Origin of the sequence: Nitrosovibrio tenuis, assembly GCF_900109785.1 — a bacterium.
GTDB classification, from domain to species: Bacteria; Pseudomonadota; Gammaproteobacteria; order Burkholderiales; family Nitrosomonadaceae; genus Nitrosospira; species Nitrosospira tenuis_A.
In genome coordinates, this window is record NZ_FOBH01000019.1 from 1 (window position 1) to 22308 (window position 22308).

The 22308-nt window shown below is 51.8% G+C and carries 20 protein-coding genes, 3 tRNA genes and 1 pseudogene; 9 read left to right on the top strand and 15 right to left on the bottom strand.

Annotated features, from left to right (window positions below):
• Nucleotides 1–1071: 1071 nt before the first annotated feature.
• Nucleotides 1072–1158, top strand: a complete 87-nt coding sequence (locus tag BMX00_RS13795; protein WP_090829603.1) for a PEP-CTERM sorting domain-containing protein — start codon at nucleotides 1072–1074, stop codon at nucleotides 1156–1158.
• A gap of 47 nt (nucleotides 1159–1205) precedes the next feature.
• On the opposite strand, the gene pepA is transcribed toward BMX00_RS13795, so the two are convergent.
• The 5 genes from pepA to BMX00_RS13820 form a co-directional block, all read right to left on the bottom strand.
• A complete protein-coding gene (pepA, locus tag BMX00_RS13800; RefSeq protein ID WP_090829604.1) occupies nucleotides 1206–2033 on the bottom strand; it encodes a flocculation-associated PEP-CTERM protein PepA in 828 nt (275 codons plus the stop codon).
• A gap of 1060 nt (nucleotides 2034–3093) precedes the next feature.
• Nucleotides 3094–3744 (bottom strand): DVUA0089 family protein, encoded by a 651-nt coding sequence (locus BMX00_RS14930; protein WP_245728097.1) that lies wholly within the window; start codon nucleotides 3742–3744, stop codon nucleotides 3094–3096.
• A 755-nt stretch (nucleotides 3745–4499) separates the two neighbouring features.
• Entirely contained in the window at nucleotides 4500–4694 is a 195-nt protein-coding gene (locus tag BMX00_RS13810) for a hypothetical protein (protein ID WP_090829606.1), read from the bottom strand.
• 51 nt (nucleotides 4695–4745) lie between these two features.
• On the bottom strand, nucleotides 4746–5279 hold the full coding sequence (locus BMX00_RS13815) for a YkgB family protein (RefSeq protein ID WP_090829607.1): 534 nt from the start codon (nucleotides 5277–5279) through the stop codon (nucleotides 4746–4748).
• 66 nt (nucleotides 5280–5345) lie between these two features.
• Nucleotides 5346–5882, bottom strand: a complete 537-nt coding sequence (locus tag BMX00_RS13820) for a carboxymuconolactone decarboxylase family protein (protein WP_090829608.1) — start codon at nucleotides 5880–5882, stop codon at nucleotides 5346–5348.
• Between the two features lie 558 nt (nucleotides 5883–6440).
• Here BMX00_RS13820 and BMX00_RS13830 point away from each other — a divergent pair.
• Nucleotides 6441–7460: an AraC family transcriptional regulator gene (locus tag BMX00_RS13830; protein WP_090829610.1), complete on the top strand. Its 1020-nt coding sequence runs from the start codon at nucleotides 6441–6443 to the stop codon at nucleotides 7458–7460.
• A 115-nt stretch (nucleotides 7461–7575) separates the two neighbouring features.
• Here BMX00_RS13830 and BMX00_RS15055 read toward each other — a convergent pair.
• Nucleotides 7576–7803: pseudogene (locus BMX00_RS15055) on the bottom strand (aldehyde dehydrogenase family protein); the annotation flags it as partial.
• 150 nt (nucleotides 7804–7953) lie between these two features.
• Here BMX00_RS15055 and BMX00_RS13835 point away from each other — a divergent pair.
• Nucleotides 7954–8841, top strand: coding sequence for an FxDxF family PEP-CTERM protein (locus BMX00_RS13835; protein ID WP_090829611.1), 888 nt, complete (start codon nucleotides 7954–7956; stop codon nucleotides 8839–8841).
• Between the two features lie 191 nt (nucleotides 8842–9032).
• Here BMX00_RS13835 and BMX00_RS13840 read toward each other — a convergent pair whose 3' ends face one another.
• From BMX00_RS13840 to BMX00_RS13875, 8 genes are all read right to left on the bottom strand, one after another.
• Nucleotides 9033–9563 carry a hypothetical protein gene (locus tag BMX00_RS13840; protein ID WP_090829612.1) on the bottom strand — a complete coding sequence of 177 codons (531 nt, stop codon included), beginning with the start codon at nucleotides 9561–9563 and terminating at the stop codon, nucleotides 9033–9035.
• Between the two features lie 467 nt (nucleotides 9564–10030).
• Nucleotides 10031–10105: transfer RNA gene (locus tag BMX00_RS13845), tRNA-His, on the bottom strand.
• A gap of 56 nt (nucleotides 10106–10161) precedes the next feature.
• A tRNA-Arg gene (locus BMX00_RS13850) sits at nucleotides 10162–10238 on the bottom strand.
• Nucleotides 10239–10273: 35 nt separating this feature from the next.
• Nucleotides 10274–10350: transfer RNA gene (locus BMX00_RS13855), tRNA-Pro, on the bottom strand.
• 111 nt (nucleotides 10351–10461) lie between these two features.
• Nucleotides 10462–11268, bottom strand: a complete 807-nt coding sequence (folE2, locus tag BMX00_RS13860) for a GTP cyclohydrolase FolE2 (RefSeq protein WP_090829613.1) — start codon at nucleotides 11266–11268, stop codon at nucleotides 10462–10464.
• Between the two features lie 62 nt (nucleotides 11269–11330).
• Nucleotides 11331–13175 (bottom strand): 1-deoxy-D-xylulose-5-phosphate synthase, encoded by a 1845-nt coding sequence (dxs, locus tag BMX00_RS13865; protein ID WP_090829614.1) that lies wholly within the window; start codon nucleotides 13173–13175, stop codon nucleotides 11331–11333.
• A gap of 43 nt (nucleotides 13176–13218) precedes the next feature.
• Nucleotides 13219–14112, bottom strand: a complete 894-nt coding sequence (locus BMX00_RS13870; protein WP_090829615.1) for a polyprenyl synthetase family protein — start codon at nucleotides 14110–14112, stop codon at nucleotides 13219–13221.
• Nucleotides 14102–14356 (bottom strand): exodeoxyribonuclease VII small subunit, encoded by a 255-nt coding sequence (locus BMX00_RS13875; RefSeq protein WP_090829616.1) that lies wholly within the window; start codon nucleotides 14354–14356, stop codon nucleotides 14102–14104. Before BMX00_RS13875 ends, BMX00_RS13870 begins: the two co-directional genes overlap by 11 nt.
• A 224-nt stretch (nucleotides 14357–14580) precedes the next feature.
• On the opposite strand from BMX00_RS13875, the gene BMX00_RS13880 reads away from it, so the two are divergent.
• From BMX00_RS13880 to spt, 6 genes are all read left to right on the top strand, one after another.
• Nucleotides 14581–15678 (top strand): aromatic ring-hydroxylating oxygenase subunit alpha, encoded by a 1098-nt coding sequence (locus BMX00_RS13880; RefSeq protein WP_090829617.1) that lies wholly within the window; start codon nucleotides 14581–14583, stop codon nucleotides 15676–15678.
• A gap of 170 nt (nucleotides 15679–15848) precedes the next feature.
• Entirely contained in the window at nucleotides 15849–16193 is a 345-nt protein-coding gene (locus tag BMX00_RS13885) for a SpoIIAA family protein (RefSeq protein ID WP_090829618.1), read from the top strand.
• Nucleotides 16194–16940: 747 nt separating this feature from the next.
• Nucleotides 16941–18767 (top strand): fatty acyl-AMP ligase, encoded by a 1827-nt coding sequence (locus BMX00_RS13895; RefSeq protein WP_090829620.1) that lies wholly within the window; start codon nucleotides 16941–16943, stop codon nucleotides 18765–18767.
• A 7-nt stretch (nucleotides 18768–18774) separates the two neighbouring features.
• Nucleotides 18775–19689: an NAD-dependent epimerase/dehydratase family protein gene (locus BMX00_RS13900; RefSeq protein WP_090829621.1), complete on the top strand. Its 915-nt coding sequence runs from the start codon at nucleotides 18775–18777 to the stop codon at nucleotides 19687–19689.
• 31 nt (nucleotides 19690–19720) lie between these two features.
• The gene (locus BMX00_RS13905; RefSeq protein ID WP_090829622.1) at nucleotides 19721–19975 is read left to right on the top strand and encodes an acyl carrier protein; all 255 of its coding nucleotides are present in this window, start codon (nucleotides 19721–19723) and stop codon (nucleotides 19973–19975) included.
• Nucleotides 19972–21156, top strand: a complete 1185-nt coding sequence (gene spt, locus BMX00_RS13910; protein WP_090829623.1) for a serine palmitoyltransferase — start codon at nucleotides 19972–19974, stop codon at nucleotides 21154–21156. Before BMX00_RS13905 ends, spt begins: the two co-directional genes overlap by 4 nt.
• 79 nt (nucleotides 21157–21235) lie before the next feature.
• On the opposite strand, the gene BMX00_RS13915 is transcribed toward spt, so the two are convergent.
• The gene (locus BMX00_RS13915; RefSeq protein WP_090829624.1) at nucleotides 21236–21835 is read right to left on the bottom strand and encodes a hypothetical protein; all 600 of its coding nucleotides are present in this window, start codon (nucleotides 21833–21835) and stop codon (nucleotides 21236–21238) included.
• Nucleotides 21836–22308 lie beyond the last annotated feature (473 nt).

Consider the following 22308-nt stretch of genomic DNA (forward strand, 5'->3'; position numbering starts at 1 on the left):
TCTCAACAGATCAAAATGACGCCGCACCGCTATCCCTTCCTGAATGATCCGGAAGTAACGCTGGAGATGCTCGGCAGAAAGCGAGGAGAAGAAACCCATGTCGTGAATGGAATTATTAGTGAATGGGTTAGATAGCTTGAGCTTTGCGAGAAGCCTAAAAAACCTCTGTAGATGTTAGCGGTACGCCAGGTTGACAGCCGAGCCGAATGGTGGCGTTGGCAACTCAGCTGAAAAAAAATAGGAATGGGCCTGTAAATACGCAACAAAGGCTATAGCGTGACCCATGATGCGAGCGCGTCCATCGTTTCGCTTGGGGTGATATAAATTATGCAGAGGTTTTGTCAGTCGTGATGCAGACATGGTTACCGGTCGTCTTAATTGAGTGAAAATCAAACTGGCGGTTAGCCTGTGGAGTGCAAGGACTGCATGAAGCGCGTAAAACACTTGCGGTAAAAAACGCGGTTAAACAAACCCGTTAAACGCGCTCACATCATCTTTAAACGGATGTTTGCCTTTACAGGGCAGTTTATCTGTACGATAACGCACACAATTTAAAAATAACCTTAAAACGATTTTTTCAAGCGACCGGGGTTATGTATTGTGGTTCGCTACTTCAGCGGATGATGATCAAACTCGACGGCATGGGGAGGAACTATGGAATGGATGCTAATGTCGGTACTGGCTTTTGTGGCAGGAGGTTTAACCGGGGTAAAATGGGGCCGCCAGAGAACCGATCTGCAGCAAAGGAAGAGTGTGCGCGGATGGGAGAAGGGTAGAAGTAAAAAATGAAAAAGTCCGGCGAGTAGTAGGGAGCTCTGCCGGGCCGTGCCTCGAGTGGGGGTGAGGCACCCATAGCGCCTCTCAGGAAGGCGTCAATATCACCATAGCTTGCCGCGTCATTATTTGTGGAACGTTCAATCCGGCGGGTTCGAGAGGGCCAGAAAAGCCCCTGAGGAAGGGCGGTGAGTAAGAAAGTGCGAGGAATAAGTTTTGGTCTAGGGTAAAAGTCGGGCACCGCTTGTTACCTTTACCTGCGGAGGTATGAAATGATTCAAAGCCATTGCTCTGGTTGTGTCCGAGCCTGAGTCTCACGCTATGTTGCTGGCTGGGCTCGGATTGCTCGGCTTTATGGCGCGGCGAAAGAATAGGTTGGCGTGAGGTAACGGCAGCGTAACAAAAAACCCGCCAAGGCGGGTTATAACTGATCAGCTTCTGGCTTCACGCATACGCCATCCCAAAAGACCTAAGCCAGCTAAAAACATCGCGTAGGTTTCGGGTTCAGGGATAGTAGTGACGGCGTTGAAATCGATGCCCCCACTCGTTTGGTTGATCGCTATAAAGTTACCGGCAGGATCCCTAAAAACACCCTGGCTGGTATTGTTAAACTCGTTGAACAGTCTGTTGTAAAACGGGACCGGGGCGGTAAACAAGCTGTTGCCCGCGGGGTTGAGGAGGTTGAAACTGCTTACCGAGTTAAAAGCAGTCCCGCCTTGGAGGTTAAGGTCCGCAACCCCGGCGATTAAATCTGCTGTTGCAATCCTAAAGCTATCGGCACCATGGGTGACCGTTGCGAGTTCGCCCAAGTTATTTGCGGAAACGAAGGCAGTGGGGGTGCCGATTGAGGGGTCCACCCAAAAATCTGCATGCAGGGATGTGACCGTGTATGTACTGCCAAGTTGTCCATAGGTGCCACTCGTCAGCGACAAATCAAACTTAAATTCGGCCCACATCTGCCAATTATTATTTAGGCCACTAACGCTACCAAGCACAGCGCTACCACCATTTACGAAGGTTGTAAAATTGACCCATCCTTGTCCGTGTTCAATTAGTGCGCCAGGTGTATCTACGTGGGTAGACGAGGTACCGATGATGAAGTCTGCCTGGAATGGACCGGTACCGTGACCTGGCCCGAAAGCAGCATTTGGGTCTACGGTAAATGTTGGGAAAGCCGAAGCCTGTGAGCTGATCCCAAGAGCCAGAATAGCTACCGTAGCAACTGTCTGTAACTTTATTTGTACGCGCAATATTTTCATTTTTATTCACTTAAAAGATGTCTACATCCTTCGACGGAAGCGGGGCGTTTCCATTTCCACACAAGCACATCCCGAATAGTATTCGCCAAAGAATTTGCTTCAGGTGACATGCCATATACCGGGAACTCAGGCGAGAGCGGGCTAGCTGCCTCACCAATACCGCTATCATGGCTCTGATGAGTGTCATCATAAGCCAATGAACCAGAATTGAAATCACGCATGGAATTGGCGAACGTCGTGTTTAACGCATTTGCTATGGGAGTTACAGCAACGCTCAGCAGAATAAGGGTAGCGCACGCAATGAGTGATAAATTATTTTGTCACGGTTTCCTCCCGTTAGGGATTCAAGCAATTTCCAGGCCACGATAAAAAAAGCCGTAAACTCATCCATATGCGCTGATGAGGTCGGCTTGGATAACGTGAATTGGAAAGATTTTCGACAGATGCTGTGCACTTGCTACTATTTGAGGGACCGTAGTCTTCGGTAAAATTGCTTTAGATTTTATCCGACGAAGGTCGGACACATTAATTACTAGAATACTTGGATATTTGAGCCGCAACTGGCGGGGAGGCTCAGAGCGCGGTCAAGCGGTGAGCATGGATGAACTCCGTCGGGGAATGATGGCTTGAGCTTGAGTCAACCCGAACCAGATTGGAAAGCCTCAAAATGAGCATTTCATATCGACCGTACTTCAAGCCACTCCGATAGCAATGCGGACCCATCAAGCTGAGAAGTTAGCCGTGCTGAAAAACGCGATTGCAAGCATAGCGCAGGGGCAAAGCATAGATGAATATCTTCGTCGACTTATAGCCACCCCGTCTAGAGCGACAGTACGTACGCTAATGGACTTCACCTGGAACCGCACGCTGGCAGACGACACCCCTGCGCCATGCGTGTGTTATACAGGATTCCTACGGATGAACAATTGTCTCCCGTAGTGTAAGAGGCACAGGCGCAGAAAGAGAACTGGACTAAAGTCCGCTACTGAAGAGGGCTGAGTCCTTTGGTGTGCTGCAAAAGCCCAGCCCTATGTTTAGATGAAGTGTGGCTTGATTTTATTTAAGCGATTTTGCGACGACGCGTGAATAAGCTCACCATTCCCAACCCGGCAAGCATTAACGCGAAGACTTCTGGCTCCGGGACCGCTGCCGCATGAGCGCCTGTAAGAAATATCTGATAAGGCCCACCCACCGTAGGATTCTGAACAAACGTGCCGGAATACCCTGTAACCGGTGAATCACCTCCAGCTCCGGTCGGACCACTTACGGCACGATGATCCCGCCCTCCGACCGTAAAGATTTCCCCGCCTGAACTGATTGGCACGGAACAGCACTGTGTAATTGCCAGGTAGTAATCTCCGGCAGTAACGGGTGTGAGTGGATGGCCGGCAGGAAGCATTGACGGGGCGAAGTCTCTACCTTCAACGTCATCATTTGCATATACGCCCTTCCCACTTGCGTCGAAGAGAAATAGTTCGCTGTCGAAACCTACCCCATCTAAGGTAGTAGCTGAAAACGTTCCGCCGCCATCTATATGTATCTTATACATGTCCTGGGCGTCCCCGCTCGCCGGGGTCAATGTTCCGGCGATTTCTGTGAGAAGTCCAGCGCCACTCGTCACCTCGGCGGTGGCTGGAAGGCTACCGGCATCCGCAATCTCCGTAAACGGTGCTGCGTAAGATGGCCTGCCAAGCAAGATAAGATACAGCATACAAAAACTAACTGAGCTAGCCCGACCAACGGTTGACATGAAACTCCTCCTCAAAACACCCTTTTCCATTCTTTGGCCGTTGGGTAATGCTGTTGGATTTCTTGACATTATTATTCTCCTTAGCAATGACTTTCGTTACTCCCTATAGGGAGCCAATCATAACGCTTGGGCTTGACGATCAATATATCGCCCGAACACAGCAAGAGCGGCGATAATTAAACGTAGCAGAGAATTAACGGACATCAAGAAAAAATTATTATCGAAACAACCCGGCCCCCGCGCAGTCTCTAGGGCACTTGTTGCCTTTTGACATAGCTCTGGTTCTGCACGTTCTGCTCGCCCCATAGCTCTATGCTTTCGCGACTAGCTTATTGCCAAGACCTGGAATTTACGGCGGTTAGCTACCTTCAAATCGGATGTATGGAGCGACGGCCTAAGATGAGTTCCTAGGAGATGCGTTAAGGTCTAGGCACGATGACTCGTACCCACCATTGCTCGTTGCTGAAGGTATTTTCAATGGATTCCACCTAAATGCAGGGAAGATTGCCCGGTGGCGTGCGGGTACCGATAAAGTAAAAGAAAAAAGATGCACGGAATACGTCAACAACCACCGGCTAAAGCCGGTGGTTCCGACCCCGGCTGATCGGGTGGCATAGATTCCACATGATCGGCTTGATCTAAACATGGAGCGAATTGGGCTCCACCTTAACTGATTTTGCCGCAGTAACTTGAATGGATCTACTCCACTACCGGACTTACTGAGCATGGACATGGTCAGTAGGCTGAGCATTGGCATGGTCACGACCTTGACCTAACCGTCCGCCTTGAGGCGGCTGAGCACCTTCGTAGTTCTCGGCGTTCTTTTCTGACTCTTGCTTGGATTGCTTCTTTCCCGTTTTTTTCGCTTGGTTTGTTGCATCCGGCTTATTCGAAGGCTTTTCTTCGGTCACTACTGATTTTTGCGCATATTCATCCTTAGGATTTTAGCGCGGCTCTAATAGCTACGAGCTATGAACGTTAGTAAGATTGCGGCGATACGTTTCCAGCCCCCCGGCGGGTGCTGCGACCCGTATCACGTCTTCCTTCAGCAGGTAGACTGACACCGCCAGCAGCACCACGTCCTTCATCAGGAACGCCACCGGGCCGACCATCGCAGGGAAGCCGCCCGCGGAGGGTTCCCAGCCGCCCGGGATGAACGGGATGAGGGTCACGGTGCAGACGAAGGTGGCGACCGAACCCAAGGCGCCGAGGACCCCGAGCTTCTTATTCCAGAATCCCGCCAGCAGCAGCATGAAGATCGCCGATTCCGCCACACCCAGGAACCAGCTGGCGCCACGAATACCGAACACCGGATACATCCAGGAGATCAGCGGGCCATTGCTTATGTAGGGGATCAGTATCTGCGCTTCGTACTCGAACCACTTCTGATAGGCGAAGAAAAAGAACATGACGACCATGGAAGCGCGGACGAGGTGATAGTCCAGATCCTTCTTGAGCAGAGCGGACCGGCTGAAAAGATTCACAAGATTATTCATGGTATTCTCCTGAGAGGGTGCCGGGCGAGGGAGCCTTGCGTGCTCACCCGCCGCGGGCCGGGGGGCTTAGACGACACGCGGGAAGTCGAGCGCGGTGTCGTTGATGCGGTTGAAGACGTTGGTGAACACCATGGTGGTGATGGCCAGGGCGATGTCCACCAGCTGCGCCTCGGTGTATCCGGCAGCGCGGATCGCGGCGTATGACGCGTCGCTGATCGTGCCGCTGGTCTGCTGCAGCTCACGGACGAAACGCACCAGCGCATCGCGCTTGGCGTCGCCAGTGGGCTGGCCGGCGCGGATCTGTTTCAGCGCCTCCGGCTTCAGGCCAGTCATCTTGCCTAGCAGGCTGTGCGCGGCGACGCAGTAATCGCAGCCAGCCACCTCGCTGACCACAAGCTTGATGGTCTCGCGGTCCTCAGCGCTAAGACTGCCGGCGGCCAGCACGCTGTCGGCGGCAAGCACCGCCTTGAGCGCTTCAGCGTTCAGCGCGCCGATCGCGGCAAAGGTATTGGGCACCTTGCCGGCAGCCTTCTTGATCTCGGCAAAGACCTCGGCAGCGGTGCCGGTGGCGGATGCAACGGGGGGAGTGTTGATGCGGGACATGGCGATGCTCCTTTGGTTGAGAGAAACGGGTTGAAACCACGGTATCACTCTAGACTTGTATGTGATACGATTGAATATTGAATATCCTCAATGTCATGCTTATTCGTCTCATGCTTGATTGCGCGATGCATTGCGGAACAAAAGCCCCCTGGAGCCATCGAAGCCGAGAAGCAATGCGGAGATTTCCCACTTGGCGAAGAGCAGGCGGGCCGAGGGAGGCAGGGGGGCGTTTGTGCGTTTTACGCCGTTACAGCGGCAGGGAGGACGCCGACCGTTGTGGTCTCTTTCAAGCGGGAGGTGCCGGTCACAGGCCCACTCGGGCACGGCGGCAGTGAAATGTGCGGATCACTCAGCGCGCAGCCCAGCAACAGGGTCAACGACAAGGCAATTGTCGCGAAGCATTTCATCCGAAGGTTGGAGAAGGAGCCTGACATTTTCAGTCCCGCCAATGCTGACTGAGCCAGCTTCACTTTACGAGCAAGAGCCAAACCTGGTAACGCCTGGCCTGCGCACGGATGTGCTCGTCCGTCTCATCACGCCACCAACCACGAAACATCCATGGATTGGCTCAGCCGCCTGTTCGAACTGATCCCTGTGCAGGGTCGGGTGGACCTGCGTTGTTTATACGGTGCGCCATGGCGCATCGAGCAAGGCCCGGCCGCGACGGGAGAGATGCCATACCATGCCGTCGTCGCCGGGACGGCCATACTGGAGGCTCCGGGCAGTGGGCAACGGCGCTTGCTGCCAGGGGACATCCTGCTGCTGCCGCACGGCGATTTCCACGTGCTGCATGACGGCGCAGGGGCCGCGCCCAATCCCGCGCACAATCGCGACGCGCTTAATGTGACCTTCAGTGAAAACGCCGGTACCGGCGAGCGCTTCGATCTGCTGTGTGGCCACTTCGCCTTCGCCGCTCAGCATCACCACCTGCTGCAGAGTTATCTGCCGCGCGTGCTGGTGGTGCAGACAGCCGGGCGCAGCGCCTCAGGTGACGCCTCGACTGCGCAGGCGGGCAACGGAGCGCGGCTCGCCGGGCTGGTCTCGCTGATGCGGATCGAATCGGCGGCGGACAATCTGGGCGGGCGGGCGATGCTGAATGCCCTCTCCACCGCGATGTTCACTCTGATCGTGCGTCTGTCCAGCGAGGCGGGCGAAGCTCCGCAAGGCTTGCTGGCGCTAGCAGGATATCCGCGCCTGGCACCAGCCTTGGCTGTGCTGTTTCGCGAGCCGGCGCGGCCGTGGTCACTGCCGGAACTGGCCAAGCTATGCAACATGTCCCGCGCGACCCTGGCACGGCACTTCCAAGAAAAGCTGGGCAAGTCAGCCAGCGACCTGCTGACTGACATCCGCATGACACTGGCGGCCAACGAGCTCAAGAAGTCCTCGGCATCCACCGCCGCTGTCGCGGAAGCCGTCGGCTATCAGTCCGAGGCGGCATTTCAGCGGGTGTTCAAGCAGCGCATGGGCATGACACCGGCGCGCTGGCGGCGGGCCGAGCAGGTCCCGGATTCAACGAGAGCCTTCGGGCAGGAGATCCATCAGCCCACTGCGGACATGCGGCCAGTCGCTCGAAAATGAATCCCCGGGACACACGCACGCGGACGGGCGCTTCGCGGCCGGCAAGGCTGATGGCATGCAGTTTGGCGCGCGCGAGAATCCAGTCCGGTAATACACGGACCAGTTGGCCGCCCATCTCCATCACTGACTTCTTGAGGTTGCAACCCGCACGTTCGGCGACCGCTGCGCCCGCAGGCGCACTGCCGGTCACGGTCACACCGCGGACGCGCGGATCCTCGATCAACCTTCCGATCTTTTCGATGCTGGCACAGATATTCGTGTAGATACGGTGCGGTTTTCGAATTTCGCGGTGTCTTGCTTTGTAATGAGCAAAGCTAGTGGACTTCAGAATGAATAGACCAATCGGTCTATTGTAATTAGTATTTTGTCATATGAAAATGCACTTCGGCTACTGAGAACTATTGCGTTGATTTAGACTGGATTACAGGCTGAGCTGGGACTAGTTGCTGCTACTATGAAAACCACTACTTAACCTCTAACTAGAGAGAAAATAATGAATAAAGAACTCCTTGCCGCTTTGCTAGCAGTTGCTATACCACTTTCGACCCATGCTGCACCCGTTGCAGTCTCTTATTCCGCAACTATTGGGTTCAACCCGTCGGCTACCGTAGGAGTAGGAGGTCAGAATGCAGGCACACTGATCAATGAGTTGTTCGGACCCGGAATTGGCTCCACGGGAACCGCGACGCTGACTGGAACATTTACTTATGAAAGCAACACTCCTGTTTTTAATATCAATAACCGGAGTGCCGGCTATACAAATGCGATAACAGGGGCGACGGCCACCATTGGAGCCTCAACGGTAGCCGCCGATATTCATGATATTGCAGTCAACGCAGCGACGAGTAGTATTGGCTACAACACGAACCCATCCGGAGGATTTTGTGGTAATCGTGAAGGATGTGCTGCTATCGGTCTGGCTTTCACTCCCACCGGAAATCTGGTACAGGCAGTAAACGATTCCAATTTCTTTATATTAGAAAATGGGAATAGGGTTAATTTTTTCAATCGCGATGCCGTTAGTCTATCAATTGGTTATACGGACAGTCACAGTAACTTTTCTCCCCTTCTCTCGACTCCCAGCTTTGGTGACATTAATGTGCATGGGCTAGGGCTTAACCTTATTTCCAACGTGAACAGAAGTCTGGTGGATAGCGTGCTGCTTCCAGATTCAAATTCTTTTGTGACTTCAAGCGAAGTGGAAACAACGCTTTTCGAGCTTGCATTTTCTGGTCCTGGCTTGAATGATAATTTCACGCTAAGTGGTCAATTAACCAGTTTTACGACAAGCCCTGTTCCAGAGCCTGAAACTTACGCTATGCTGTTGGCAGGGCTTGGTCTGGTTGGCTTTATTGCACGCCGGAGAAAGCAAATATCCTAAAAAGCATCATGCCGAGGGGAATATTTGCCCGGAGTGGGATGGCCCATTGCCAAGCTTTTTTTGTGAAGTAAATGTCAATGGCAATTTAATTTTCACCGAACCAACGAAGGCCCTCAGCCTTGTTATGGATAGCAGGATATGCGCCAAGGCCGTCACAACGCACATTCGAACCTGCTTTACAGGAGATGCTTTCAAGTTCCTTCAGCAAGATATTGCAGCCACTGTTTGGTGTTCTCTATTTTTGGTCGAACGCTTTGCGATATGTCTTTCCCGTTTCCCCAAAAGGCACGCATTACTGCTCTATGAATTACTGAATGCTTAGTGGCGGAAGGGGGTCGGGCAATTACCGTCTGCATGTGTTGATCGCCCTCCTTCGTGGGGACCAGGTATTCAACGAATGTTTTGGCGACTACCTTCCTATTATGTTCATCATCGTTATTTTCGAAGTTGTTAAATGCATCATTTGACAGTACACAAGCTGCCATTTCAATCTTATTGCTTAATTGATACGCTTTTACAATACATCGGCCTGCAAAAACGGTATCTTCGACAAGGAATTTTCCATAGTCTATGGCCCCGCGTACTGGCAATCCTGCTTCGAATAGTTTTATCTGGAGAGTTCGTGCTGCTGAAAGAAATGCGTACCAATAAAAGTAATGTGATGAGGAATTGCTCTCGTCAAAAGGCAGGGAAATAAGATAGTATCTGAAAAAACTAACCATTCCACTGAGGCAATTATCGCTTCCATCTTATGTTCCTTTTCTGGATATTTGCCCAGCTTGAAACGCTTCTGAAGTTCATCCTTTCCACTAGTCTTAATCTCTCTAAGTATCGGCAGTACTTGGTCCGCTATTACCTCCGGCTCGTTCCGTTCTAACAGATTCTGATAGCCCAAAATATCGAAGAATCCTACCAGGCCGCTGCTTATATTTTTAGCCGGACATCCACCATCTCTCCTTTACATTTAAGTAGCTGATTGGCCAGGGGTGCTTCACCGCTAGGGCGAGGGTAAGACGCGGTTCGGTTTCTCAAAGCCACTTCCCCTGCGTCTTTAAGCGTAGCCAGACGCTGTGGCAGGCTTCCGTAGAACCCCTCTGAATGGTAAACCCTCTCCAGGGATTCGTCCCCTTCGGAATAACCAGGCGCTCAGCCATGTAGGCCCAGAGAGAATGCAGGGAAAAAGAGTACTTGGGGTGGCTGATGGGGATCGAACCCACGACAACCGGAATCACAATCCGGGACTCTACCACTGAGCTACAGCCACCATTGGGAAAAGTACTACATCGTTTAAAGCTCGGGCACTCGCTGAAGAGATAGCTATGGCGTGCCCGACAGGAATCGAACCTGTAACCCCCAGCTTAGAAGGCTGGTGCTCTATCCGGTTGAGCTACGGGCACCACTCAAATCGGATTCGCCTCGGATTAGCAATGAATGGTCGGGGTGGAGAGATTTGAACTCCCGACATCCTGGTCCCAAACCAGGCGCGCTACCAGGCTACGCTACACCCCGGAAACGGCAATAATATACCTTTCCATCAATCAAGGTCAATTTTGGGATCTATAACTATTTGCCACGCGGCTTGTGCGCGATGCACGTCGGGACATTGCTCACAATTCCTGCTTAGCTCAGCTCTTCAACTTTGTTGCGCTCGATCAGCGCGTAAGCAGAATGGTTGTGGATGGATTCGAAATTTTCGGATTCCACCACATACGCGTCGATACGCACATCCTGATTCAATATGGCTGCCACATCGCGTACCACGTCTTCGACGAACTTGGGATTGTCATAGGCCTTTTCCGTGACGTATTTCTCATCAGAGCGTTTCAGCAGACTATAAAGCTCGCATGATGCCTGATCTTCCGCCATGCGGATCAGATCCTCGATCCATATAAAACTATTGGTATGAATCGATATTGACATATGTGAACGCTGGTTATGTGCGCCATAGGCGGAAATCTGCTTCGAGCACGGGCATAGGCTGGTCACCGGCACAACCACTTTCATGAAGAATTTATAGCTTCCGTTCCTGATTTGCCCGATAAACGTTACCTCATAATCCAGCAGGCTCTCTACGTGGGAAATGGGCGCCGCCTTACGGACAAAGTAGGGAAAGGTCATTTCGATATCGCCCGACTCCGTTTCGAGTTTATTTACCATGGCTCTCACCATGCGCTCGAAAGATTGGACGGATAATTCCTGTTTGTGGCTATTCAGTATTTCCACAAACCGCGACATGTGGACGCCCTTGAATTGATGAGATAAATGTACATGCATATTGAAGGTGGCTATCGTATGCTGTATCTCATCACTTCTGTCCGCTATTCTCACCGGATGGCGAATAGCCCGGATACCTGCCCTGTTGATCGCGATGCTCCTTGTGTCCAGTACACTTTGAACATCCGCAATGGAAGAATTGGCCTCGTTCATTATGAGTCGGTTTCCGGAAGGAAAAGAACCGGCATACGGATAATGCCGGGCAGGAGTTAATTTTATTCGTCGAGCCTTGCTCTGACCGACCTGATGATGCCTGCCTTATCCAACCCGCAGTCAACCAGCATTTGCGAGGGATCACCCTGGTCTATAAAAATGTCAGGCAGACCTAGTTGAAGTACCGGAATGCTAATGCCTGCGCTTGCCAGAGATTCCAGGACTGCGCTCCCCGCCCCGCCCATTATGGTATTTTCTTCCACCGTTACCAATAACTCGTGATTTGATGCCAAAGATGCGACCAGCTCGTCGTCCAGCGGCTTGATAAAGCGCATATTGCAAACGGTTGCATTTAATTCAGCTCCTGCTTCAAGGCAGGGTTTGAGCATACTGCCGAACGCCAGCAATGCAACTTTTGCGCCATTGCGCCGGATTTCACCGCGTCCGACCGGTAGCATTTGCATTTGCTTATCCGGGACAATGCCTTCTCCGGCGCCTCGCGGATAGCGTACCGCTGTGGGCGTGTCCATTTGAAATGCGGTGTAGAGCATCTGGCGGCACTCATTCTCATCCGCAGGAGACATTACGGTCATGTTGGGGATACAGCGCAGATAGGTCAAATCAAAGCTCCCAGCATGAGTGGGCCCATCTGCTCCGACCAATCCAGCCCGATCGATGGCGAATACTACCGGCAAGTTTTGAATGGCGACGTCGTGAATCAGTTGATCGTAAGCACGTTGCAGGAAGGTTGAATAAATGGCTACTACCGGTTTCATCCCATCGCAGGCCAGCCCTGCGGCGAATGTAACGGCGTGCTGTTCGGCGATTCCCACATCAAAATAACGATCAGGATATTCCTGAGAAAATCTCACAAGGCCAGAGCCTTCACGCATCGCCGGTGTAATGCCGACAAGACGTTGATCCAACGCCGCCATATCGCACAGCCAATCTCCAAAAATTTGCGTGTAAGGCGGCTTTCCCGCTGCCTTCGGAACAATACCGGCGGCTGGATTAAACTTTGTGACGCCATGATAAAGAATCGGGTCATCCTCCGCCGCCTTGTAGCCCGCACCTTTTCGCGTTACCACATGGAGAAACTGTGGGCCGCGAAGGTGCTTGATGTTGTGAAGCGTGCTCACCAGCACATCAAGATCATGACCATCAATGGGGCCAATATAATTGAAACCGAATTCTTCAAACAAAGTGCTCGGTGTCACCATGCCTTTGACGTGCTCTTCAGCACGCTTGGCGAGCTCCAGCACAGGCGGGACCACGCCCAGCATTTTCTCGCCCGCACGGCGCGCGGTTGCATAAAATTGTCCGGACATAAGTCTGGCGAGATAATTGTTGAGCGCCCCGACCGGCCGGGAAATGGACATGTCATTATCGTTCAGGATCACCAGCAAATTCGTGTTCATGGCCCCGGCATTGTTCAAGGCTTCGAATGCCATCCCCGCACTCATGGCACCATCGCCGATCACGGCTATTGCACATCGATCCCTTCCCTCCCGCTGCGATGCCACTGCCATACCCAGCGCAGCACTGATGGAAGTGCTGGAATGCGCGGTACCAAAAGCGTCATACTCACTTTCGTCGCGTCGTGGAAAGCCCGCGATACCACCCTGCATGCGCAATTTGCCCATGCCTTCGCGGCGGCCGGTAAGAACTTTGTGGGCGTAAGTCTGGTGTCCCACATCCCATACCAAACGATCGTGCGGCGTGTTAAAAACGTAATGCAAGGCGATCGTCAATTCAACCGTGCCCAGATTGGACGACAAATGCCCGCCTGTTTTCGCTACCGACTCAACCAGAAACTGCCGCAACTCGTCGGCGAGTTGAGGCAGCATCTTGCGTTCCAATAGCCGCAACTTGGAAGGCGTAGTGATGGTATCAAGCAGTGAATACATTTAAACCTTGAATTAAATATTCTCTATTATGATGAGCGCCAGCTTAAAACTCCCGCTGGATGATGAAGTCTGTTACCTGCCGCAATCGCGCTGCCATTGGGCCGAAACCTTCCAGTGACTGATATGCGTCACGCCTCAACTCTTCGGCCAGTTCACGCGCGCGACCGCCCCCGAGGATACTCACGTACGTGGGTTTGTTATTATCGGCGTCCTTACCCGCCGTTTTACCCAATGTCGCGGTGGTAGCCTCCGCGTCAAGTACGTCATCCACCACCTGAAACGCGAGCCCTATGCATTTCGCAAAATGATCCAGGCTCGTCAACTGGTTCTCGTTCAAGCTATTGCCACAACAGGCGCCAAGCATTACCGCAGCTCGAATAAGGGCACCGGTCTTGTGAATATGCATGAATTCCAGCTCGGGTAAACTCAGCATCTTGCCGACACTGGACAAGTCGATCGCCTGCCCCCCCGCCATCCCGCGCGAGCCTGCGGCCTGCGCCAACCGCTTGATCATGTCCAACTGCGTTTGCGGAGCGTCAGCCAGGCGATACTCGGCCATCAACTGGAATGCCAGGCTTTGCAAACTGTCCCCTACCAGCAATGCAGTGGCCTCATCGTATTCCACATGACAAGTGGGCTTCCCTCGCCGTAGCACATCGTTGTCCATGCAAGGGAGATCATCATGGACAAGGGAATAGGCATGTATCAGTTCGACCGCCGCGGCAGCAATGGTCACTCGCTCTTCGTCAGCATTGCTCAGATCCCCCGCTGCAAACGCAAGCAATGGACGCACACGCTTTCCCCCACCTAGAACGCAATAGCGCATCGCGTCATGCAGGCGCTCCGGGGCGACGTTTGTGGAGGGAAGCAGGGTCTGCAGGGAAGTTTCTATGCGTACCTGGCGGCTTCTTGCCCAATCCTTGAAATCAGCGATCATCAATACCGGAGGGGGAGAAATTTTTCAGTGCGTCTGCCTCTAGAAGACGCACTTGTTGTTGCGCATCCTGTAGCATAACCTGGCAATATTGTAGCAACTCCGTACCCCGTTTGTGAGCTAATAGCGACATCTCGAGCGTCATTTGGCCCGCTTCCATTTCTAACACAATACTTTCCAACTCAGTCAGGGCGTCTTCAAAACTTTCCGGCTGAGAAAATTTGACGGGTTCAGCAGGCTTTGTCATGATAGACGCAGTGGCAAAGATCACGCATTGATGGGAAACTGCAAAAATAACGCAATAAGCAGGTTCAGGTCAATTAAATCCACGAAACTTTCCTCAACGGAAGTCCTCTTAGTCGAGATTATAAGCGTTCCAGAAAAGATACGTCCTCTCTATCTCGCTTCTTCCGTTCTCCAAGGCATTAATACGTTAACTGTTTATTGGCTCGAAAGGTTAAAGTACCCAATATGTCGAATCTTTTTGATGTTTCTCAACTGGCGCCAACACAGCTGCCGGTCGACTGGTATCTCAATCCCCGCATTCTTGATTTGGAAAAGCGCTTGTTGTTCGACCGGGGGCCCGGTTACGTCGGCCACCAAATGATGCTTCCAAACGTAGGTGACTACTATGTGCCGGAATGGATGAACGGCGCCAAGGTACTGGTGCACAACAACAAAGGCATAGAACTGTTATCCAATGTCTGTCGCCACCGACAATCCCTGCTGCTTAAGGGTCGCGGGAACGCGCGTAATATTGTATGCCCCATACACAGCTGGACATATGACCTGAATGGCACACTGTTGGGCGCCCCCCATTTTCCGGAAAATCCTTGCCTGAATCTGGGCAGTACGCCACTTCAAAACTGGAACGGACTGCTATTTGAAGGCAAGCGAAATGTCGCGCGCGACCTGGCTCATCTGGGCGTTCTCAAGGATTTCGATTTCTCCAGCCATGTGCTGGAACGGGTCCAGATTGAACAGTATGCGTGCAATTGGAAAACGTTTATCGAGGTGTATCTTGAAGACTATCACGTCAACACATATCACCCCGGCTTGAGTAATTTCGTAAATATCGCCGAGCTGCAATGGGAATTCGGGGACTGGTATAACGTACAAATTGTTGGGTTAAGTCAAGGCCTTGCGCGTCCCGGGACGCCAGTATACGCCAGGTGGCACGAGCAGTTATTGCAACAGGTTGGGGATAAGGTGCCGGCATATGGTGCGATCTGGATGCTCTATTATCCCAACATCATGCTAGAATGGTATCCTCATGTGCTGATTATCAGTACGTTGCTGCCGACCGCATCTGAACGCTGCATCAATGTGGTTGAATTTTATTATCCTGAAGACATAGCGTTGTTCGAACGCGAATTTATTGAGGCAGAGCAAGCTGCCTACCATGAAACCGCGATTGAAGATGATGAAATTTGCAGACTGATGACCGCCGGACGCCGCGCTCTGTATGAACAAGGTATTAATGAAGTCGGTCCATACCAATCCCCAATGGAGGATGGAATGGCACACTTCCATAAATTTCTCCGGCGAGAAATTGATCCGCACATTTAGGCTGCATCCAAACGAGGTCTCACGAAGCCGTCGTTGCGTCCGCGGTTCCCGCCCCCAGGGCATCCTGGAACCTCTGGGATGCTCTTTCTGGCAAACGCTGGGATTATTCGATTGCCGATTTGCCAGAGTAATTGCTTATAAGGAGTGTCCGACTTGCTGAGGTTAACCCAATGATTTCCATTGAGGCGGCCGGTGATTTAATCAATGTTGCCGTTTTCGGAGAATTTACCTTGGCCGACTATAAGGAATTCGAAGAGCAGGTGCTCTACAAATCCCATGTCAATGGCCCGGTCAATGTATTATTCGATTGGCGGGATATGCTGAGCTATACGGTGGATGTCGCATGGGAAGACATCCAATTCATTCGGAAACACGGGAGCGAATTCAACCGGATCGCGATAATCACCGATGACCAATGGCAAATTTGGGGAGTGTGGGTGTCGAACCTTTTTGTTGACGCCGACATCCGGGTTTTTAATAATTACGACGACGCCAAAGCGTGGGTCGAAGCTTAACCGCCAATACAGCCACGTGTATGCGGCGTGTCGCCGATGAGCTGATGGACCATTAGCAACCAGGAGCAACCAGGCTCCACTGTGGATTGGCAGGACCTGTTTAGAGCTCTCCAATCAATCCCCATTCTGACGCCGGCCCGGCTGTAAGTTTCAATTTTGCGGAATTGCTTCAGCTCGTTCTCCCGTACGTTTTTATTGTTTACTAATCCCTGCATGATTCTTCCCCCGGATTATCGTTCATAGTTTTCTTACGGGTTATTCCTGTGTTCGACCTGGCCACATCCAGGTTCAGTTTTCGAGTAAAAAGTAGCTCAGCACTTTGTTGCAAAAAAGCGACACATTTCCTTTCCACTCTCCAAAATTTCTTTATATTGGCAGTCAACTCGTACAGAATGGAACCTATCGGTCCTGCAAGCTCCAGCTACTAATCGCGGGTTATCTTTTTAGCATATTATATTGTGGAAAACGGGCTCTAATACACGGTTTGAACGTGGTTTGAGTGAATCCTGATATTGCGTTGGCAGTGAAAGCTACTATAATATAAGCTCATTAATTAACTAAATTAACACGATTATTTGTCGGTTATCGCGTGGTTGCGTTCTCGGGATTTGGTTAAGATTCAGATTTTAAAGCCAGGCATTTTCGGCCAAGCGGTGAACAGATTAACTACAGAACTAATGTATATCCGACTGGAACCCTTTACATTATAAAAAGATGACTAGTACCGTTAATTTGGAGGGGAAGACCTTGAGTTCAACCATAGCGAAGTTGAACGCTCCGCTAATGCAAGCGTTTGATCCTCGATTATCAAGCGAGTCGCCGGTAGCAATAATCCCAACACCTACTTACAACACTCAAGCTCAGAGATTAGCTGACTTCGACACCTTGACCGCTGCTCTGGAATATGCGGCGGCCGGAGCTGCCGGGTATAATTTTTACGACGCGAAGGGTAATTTGCGGTCGGTCCTTCCCTACAGGGCATTAAGACTCAATGCTCGTACTTCAGCGCAGCGTTTGCTGAGTCTGGGCCTGGTAAGTGGTGATCGCGTAGCCATTGTCGCCGACACAACCCCTGAATTCGTGGAATTGTTCTTTGCCTGCCGCTATGCTGGATTGGTTCCTTTTGCGATGCCCGTTCCGGTCAACCTTGGCAGTCATGCCGTGTACGTTCAACAGCTTCGGGGAATGCTGGAGGGCGGACAGGCAAGCGCTGCCTTGGCCAATACGGACTATATTGCCTTTCTTCAGGAAGCTGCTGAGGGGTCGCAAGGTTTACGATGGGTCGGCACCCCGGAGCAGCTTGGAAAACTTTCCGCTCCAGACATTGCACTTAATGCAAATGATCCCGACGAAATCGCATATCTTCAATTTACCTCGGGCAGCACCCGTATCCCGCGCGGAGTGATTATTACCGAACGGGCATTGATGAGCAATCTGAGAGGAATAGTTCGCAACGGTTTGGAGATACACGCAGGTGATCGCTGCGCATCCTGGCTTCCCTTCTATCATGATATGGGGTTGGTCGGTATGGTGATGGCGCCCATGGTGGCGCAGGTTTCCGTCGATTATCTCGCCACGCGTGATTTCGCAATCAGACCCCTGCAATGGTTACGGCTTATTAGCCGGAATCGCGCCACGGTCGCATTTAGCCAACCGTTCGGCCTCAAACTCTGCACGCTTCGGGTTCGTGATTCGGATCTGGAAGATCTTGATCTTAGCAGTTGGCGTGCAGCAGGTGTTGGCGCCGAAATGATACGGCCGGATACCTTAAGAAATTTTGCAGAGAAATTTGCGCCGGCGGGTTTCGATGCCCGGGCCTTTCTACCTTGCTACGGACTGGCGGAGTCGACACTTGCCGTTACGTTCTCCCAGGTTGGTCAGGGTTTTCAAAGTTTGCGGGTTGATGCCAGCACATTGGTTGACCGAAAGCTGGCAATCAGGCTGCAAGCTGAAGGTAGAAAATATAGCGAATTTGTAAACTGCGGACGTCCTTTACCGGAACATACGGTCAAGGTTGTTGATGATGCCGGGCAGGAGCTGAGCGATTTGAGAGTCGGCAGTGTACTGGTGCATGGAAGTAGTATTATGACGGGTTATTTTAATAATCCGCAAGATACCCAAAAGACATTGCAACCCGGTAACTGGCTAGATACCGGTGATCTTGGCTTCGTTTTCGAAGGAGATCTATATGTCACCGGCCGCCGTACAGACGTAATTATTGTCAACGGACGGAATATACGCGCGCAGGATATAGAAGAACTTGCAGAGCAACAGCCCGAGGTAAGAACCCGGGAAGCATCCGCGTTTGGCATAACGGATACTAATGATGTTACAACGATCGTTCTGGTCATTGAATGCCGCCTGACCTCAACAACAGACCGACAAGCTCTCACCAGCCGGCTGCAGAGACTCGTATATATGGCGTTTGGCGTTAACTGTTTGGTTGAACTGGTTCCGCCGCATACCCTGCCTCGAACTTCCTCCGGCAAGCTCTCGCGCTTTGCCGCCCGCCAGGGTTTTATACAGCGGACTAAATTGACAGACCAGTTATCAGCCGAGTCCGGAGATATATAACCGGCATATGTCAGGTCAATTGGTGGCAGTGACCGGTGCCACTGGTTTTATTGGTCGTATACTGTTACAGTCCCTGATCAAGGAAGGTTGGAAGGTCAGGGCCTTGACCAGGCGTCACCAGACCGACAATGAGTCTACGCAATGGGTCAAAGGTGATCTGGATGATCTGGACGCGTTGCGAGCTCTAGTCAAAGATGTTTCAGCAGTTGTACACTGCGCAGGGCAAGTCCGCGGTAACTCCCTCCAGGACTTCGTTCATACCAATGTAGCGGGTACGCGGAATCTTGTGAGCACTTCGATACAGCAAGATTCGCCGCCTCGTTTTCTCCTTATATCTTCCTTGGCTGCGAGGGAACCGGAACTTTCCTGGTATGCGACCAGTAAGCGGATGGCGGAGCAGTTGGTCGTTGACCACTCGGATGCCCTGCCGTGCGCAATATTCAGGCCCACCGCGGTGTATGGTCCGGGTGATAAAGAGATGAGTCCGCTCTTCAGAGCAACCCGGCGCGGCATATTGCCGATGGTGGGGCAACCCGCAATGCGCTTTGGCCTGTTGCATGTGAGTGATCTGGTAGCAGCTGTATTGTGTTGGCTTTCCACTAATACTCCCGTTCGAGGCGTTTATGAGCTTGATGACGGTACGCCAGGAGGTTATGACAGCGCATCCGTTGCAGCCATCGCGCGAGATGTCTGGAAACGGCCGGTTCGCTGCCTTTTCTTGCCCTCGCCACTCGTTTCGCTGATCGCTAACATTAATTTGCTGTCAGCCCGATTGCTGCGCTATCCGCCGATGTTGACTCCCGGGAAAGTCAGGGAACTGCAACATATCAACTGGGTGTGTGATATAACACCTTTAACTCGTGCGCTTCCGGACTGGCAACCCCACATACGGCTGCGCGACGCCTTACCTCAGGCAATATAATTTAACGATTTTCCAATTCGAGCTGACCCACATGGCGAGCGATTACACTGAAATCCTGCAAAGACTTTGCCATCACCTCAAGAAATTTTGTGAACCGAATGTCGAAATCACGCCGGAGACCGATCTCATCAATCAGCTCGCTATTGACTCTGTCAAATTATTAAACCTGATTATGGAAATTGAGGATGAGTTTGATATTTCCGTACCGCTCAATGCCTTGGCGGATGTTCAGACTGTTCATGAGCTTGCAAATTTAATTCACCGGATAAAATATACCGAACAATGAGCTTGTTAGATAAGCTGGATGCCGTCGCGGCGGCAAGAAAAGCCCTTTTGCCCGAAGGTATTGATGTTTTTGGCATACCCATAGAAGAGGTTTATTCTTCTACAGAGGCAAAGATCGATGATCGTCGCATTTTATTCCTGGGCACGAATAATTATCTCGGCCTCACCTTTTCACCTGCATGCATACAGGCGGCACATGATGCGATTGATAATGAGGGCACGGGCACGACCGGGTCGCGCATGGCTAATGGCAGTTATGCCGGACATCGGGCTCTTGAGCAGGAATTTGCGGATTTTTACTGTTGCAATTCCTGCGTTGTTTTTACTACCGGATACCAAGCAAATCTCGCCACAATCTCTGGTCTGGCGGGGGCTGGCGATGTCGTTATGATTGATGGTGACTCTCATGCAAGCATCTATGATGGATGCCGTTTGAGCGGAGCCGAGATTATCAGATTCCGGCACAACGATATGGCCGACCTGGAAAAGCGTCTCAGGCGCCTGGGAGAGCGCTCGCGTTCTACCCTTATCATCGTCGAAGGTATTTACAGTATGCTCGGTGATCGTGCGCCCCTGGCAGACATCGTCAGCTTAAAAAATACCTATAACAGTACCGTTCTTCTAGATGAGGCACATTCGCTTGGCGTCCTGGGTGAGACAGGTCAAGGCCTGGTGGAAGAAACGGGACTCATTGACGAGGTTGATTTCATTACGGGCACTTTCAGTAAAAGCCTAGGCGGTATTGGAGGTTATTGCGTAAGCAATCACTCGCAACTTGATCAGTTACGCTATATCAGCCGTCCTTATATATTCACGGCCTCCCCCACGCCAGCCACTATCGCATCAACCCGAGCCGCACTTAAGTTACTGCAGGCTGGTACCGAGTTAAGGCGCCAGCTTTGGAAAAATGCACACCAGCTCTATTCACGGCTTTCTGAACTCGGCTATCAGCTCGGACCGGAAGTTAGCCCCGTTATCGCAACCATACTTGATAGTCCGCAGCAAGCCCTGGCGCTATGGAAGGGTCTGCTCGATCACGGCATCTACGTCAATTTAATCTTGCCGCCGGCCGCTCCTGAAGGTAAATCATTGGTACGGTGTAGCGTCAGCGCGGTGCATAGCGGTGAGCAAATGGATTATGTTGGCGAAATTTTTGCCGAGCTGCGCGAAGTCATTCAATAAAAAACCTCTGGACACGGCCTCTGTAAATTCGAGGCCGTGTCCAGAGGTTCTGAAGCTCGTTACCCTCAAGTAATGTTGTTCAGGATGCTTTTGCGCTGGCTCGGCGGCGCATCAGGAAAAAGCCTGCAATACCCCCCACTGCCAGCAACAGCGCAATCTCAGTCACGCCAAAGCCCGAACCATGGCTACCGTGTCCCCCGCCTCCCCCGACGTGTATGGGAATTCGCACCGCTGTGGTCATCTTCCCATTTTTTTCAGTGTCGAGCAGCAATGCGTACTGCCCAAGGTCGTCAAAACTTGCCTCAAATGTAATGCTGCCAGATGGGTATGCTTTGGCTGGCAGCGAGAGGATCTCATGTCCACCCTCTCCATGTCCTTCCATCACCAGACGAACCGCGATCGGGATCTCGCGAGAATCTGGGTCCGTCAAGTCGACCGTGAGATGCAACTCACCGGCTCCTTCCGGAACGTGATCGCAAAACGCGTGCATGGGCGGAAGATTTCCCTTTGGCTTTTCATAAGCGCTGAATGCTACGGGAAAAGCTCCGCTTTTAATGGCGCAGTCCCCTGAATGATGACCTTCATGAGCCAGCATCAGTTGTGCATGGGCTGGCAGCGCGACCAGTGCTACGAGCGAAATCCATACCAGATTCAGCGCCCGCTCAAACGTTTTCTTCATACTATCTCCGGTATCTAATCCGTAAATTAATCATACGTCCAGCATTGTTGCGTAAACAATATAGTCGCTGATTGTATAACAAACCATCTCCAAAAAGGAAACAGAGTATGCGCAACCTGGTGAGGATCAGATGAGCTTTTGCACGCTCTGCAACCCGTCCGCATATGTCATTGGCACTCTTCTTGGTTGGTGAACTTTATAGATACAGGCAATTTTTTCGGATGACTTACTGACAGCTAAGTTGGTAGCAGAGCTGACGACTCAACCGCTACCCGGCACTTGTTCGAATCTCTTGAGCAAGCAATACGGTAATGACAGCAGGCTATATAAATCTTTGTAAATTGCCGCGTCCCCTCCTTTACGGCTTCACGCAACGGAAGACAATCGGCATGGACAGGAAAATTGTAAAGCTGTATAGTTGCCGGGCCTTCGCTCTTTAGGGCATCTCTAAGAATTCAAACATTGCTGCAATA

Bases quoted from the DNA above. Each gene is read 5' to 3' on its own strand.
- BMX00_RS13885 (WP_090829618.1), top strand. From the start codon at position 15,849: ATGATTTCCATTGAGGCGGCCGGTGATTTAATCAATGTTGCCGTTTTC.
- dxs (WP_090829614.1), bottom strand. From the start codon at position 13,175: ATGTATTCACTGCTTGATACCATCACTACGCCTTCCAAGTTGCGGCTA.
- BMX00_RS13835 (WP_090829611.1), top strand. From the start codon at position 7,954: ATGAATAAAGAACTCCTTGCCGCTTTGCTAGCAGTTGCTATACCACTT.
- BMX00_RS13815 (WP_090829607.1), bottom strand. From the start codon at position 5,279: ATGAATAATCTTGTGAATCTTTTCAGCCGGTCCGCTCTGCTCAAGAAG.
- spt (WP_090829623.1), top strand. From the start codon at position 19,972: ATGAGCTTGTTAGATAAGCTGGATGCCGTCGCGGCGGCAAGAAAAGCC.
- BMX00_RS13820 (WP_090829608.1), bottom strand. From the start codon at position 5,882: ATGTCCCGCATCAACACTCCCCCCGTTGCATCCGCCACCGGCACCGCT.
- BMX00_RS13830 (WP_090829610.1), top strand. From the start codon at position 6,441: ATGGATTGGCTCAGCCGCCTGTTCGAACTGATCCCTGTGCAGGGTCGG.
- BMX00_RS13875 (WP_090829616.1), bottom strand. From the start codon at position 14,356: ATGACAAAGCCTGCTGAACCCGTCAAATTTTCTCAGCCGGAAAGTTTT.
- BMX00_RS14930 (WP_245728097.1), bottom strand. From the start codon at position 3,744: ATGCTGTATCTTATCTTGCTTGGCAGGCCATCTTACGCAGCACCGTTT.
- folE2 (WP_090829613.1), bottom strand. From the start codon at position 11,268: ATGAACGAGGCCAATTCTTCCATTGCGGATGTTCAAAGTGTACTGGAC.
- BMX00_RS13915 (WP_090829624.1), bottom strand. From the start codon at position 21,835: ATGAAGAAAACGTTTGAGCGGGCGCTGAATCTGGTATGGATTTCGCTC.
- BMX00_RS13905 (WP_090829622.1), top strand. From the start codon at position 19,721: ATGGCGAGCGATTACACTGAAATCCTGCAAAGACTTTGCCATCACCTC.
- pepA (WP_090829604.1), bottom strand. From the start codon at position 2,033: ATGAAAATATTGCGCGTACAAATAAAGTTACAGACAGTTGCTACGGTA.
- BMX00_RS13870 (WP_090829615.1), bottom strand. From the start codon at position 14,112: ATGATCGCTGATTTCAAGGATTGGGCAAGAAGCCGCCAGGTACGCATA.
- BMX00_RS13900 (WP_090829621.1), top strand. From the start codon at position 18,775: ATGTCAGGTCAATTGGTGGCAGTGACCGGTGCCACTGGTTTTATTGGT.
- BMX00_RS13840 (WP_090829612.1), bottom strand. From the start codon at position 9,563: ATGGTTAGTTTTTTCAGATACTATCTTATTTCCCTGCCTTTTGACGAG.
- BMX00_RS13880 (WP_090829617.1), top strand. From the start codon at position 14,581: ATGTCGAATCTTTTTGATGTTTCTCAACTGGCGCCAACACAGCTGCCG.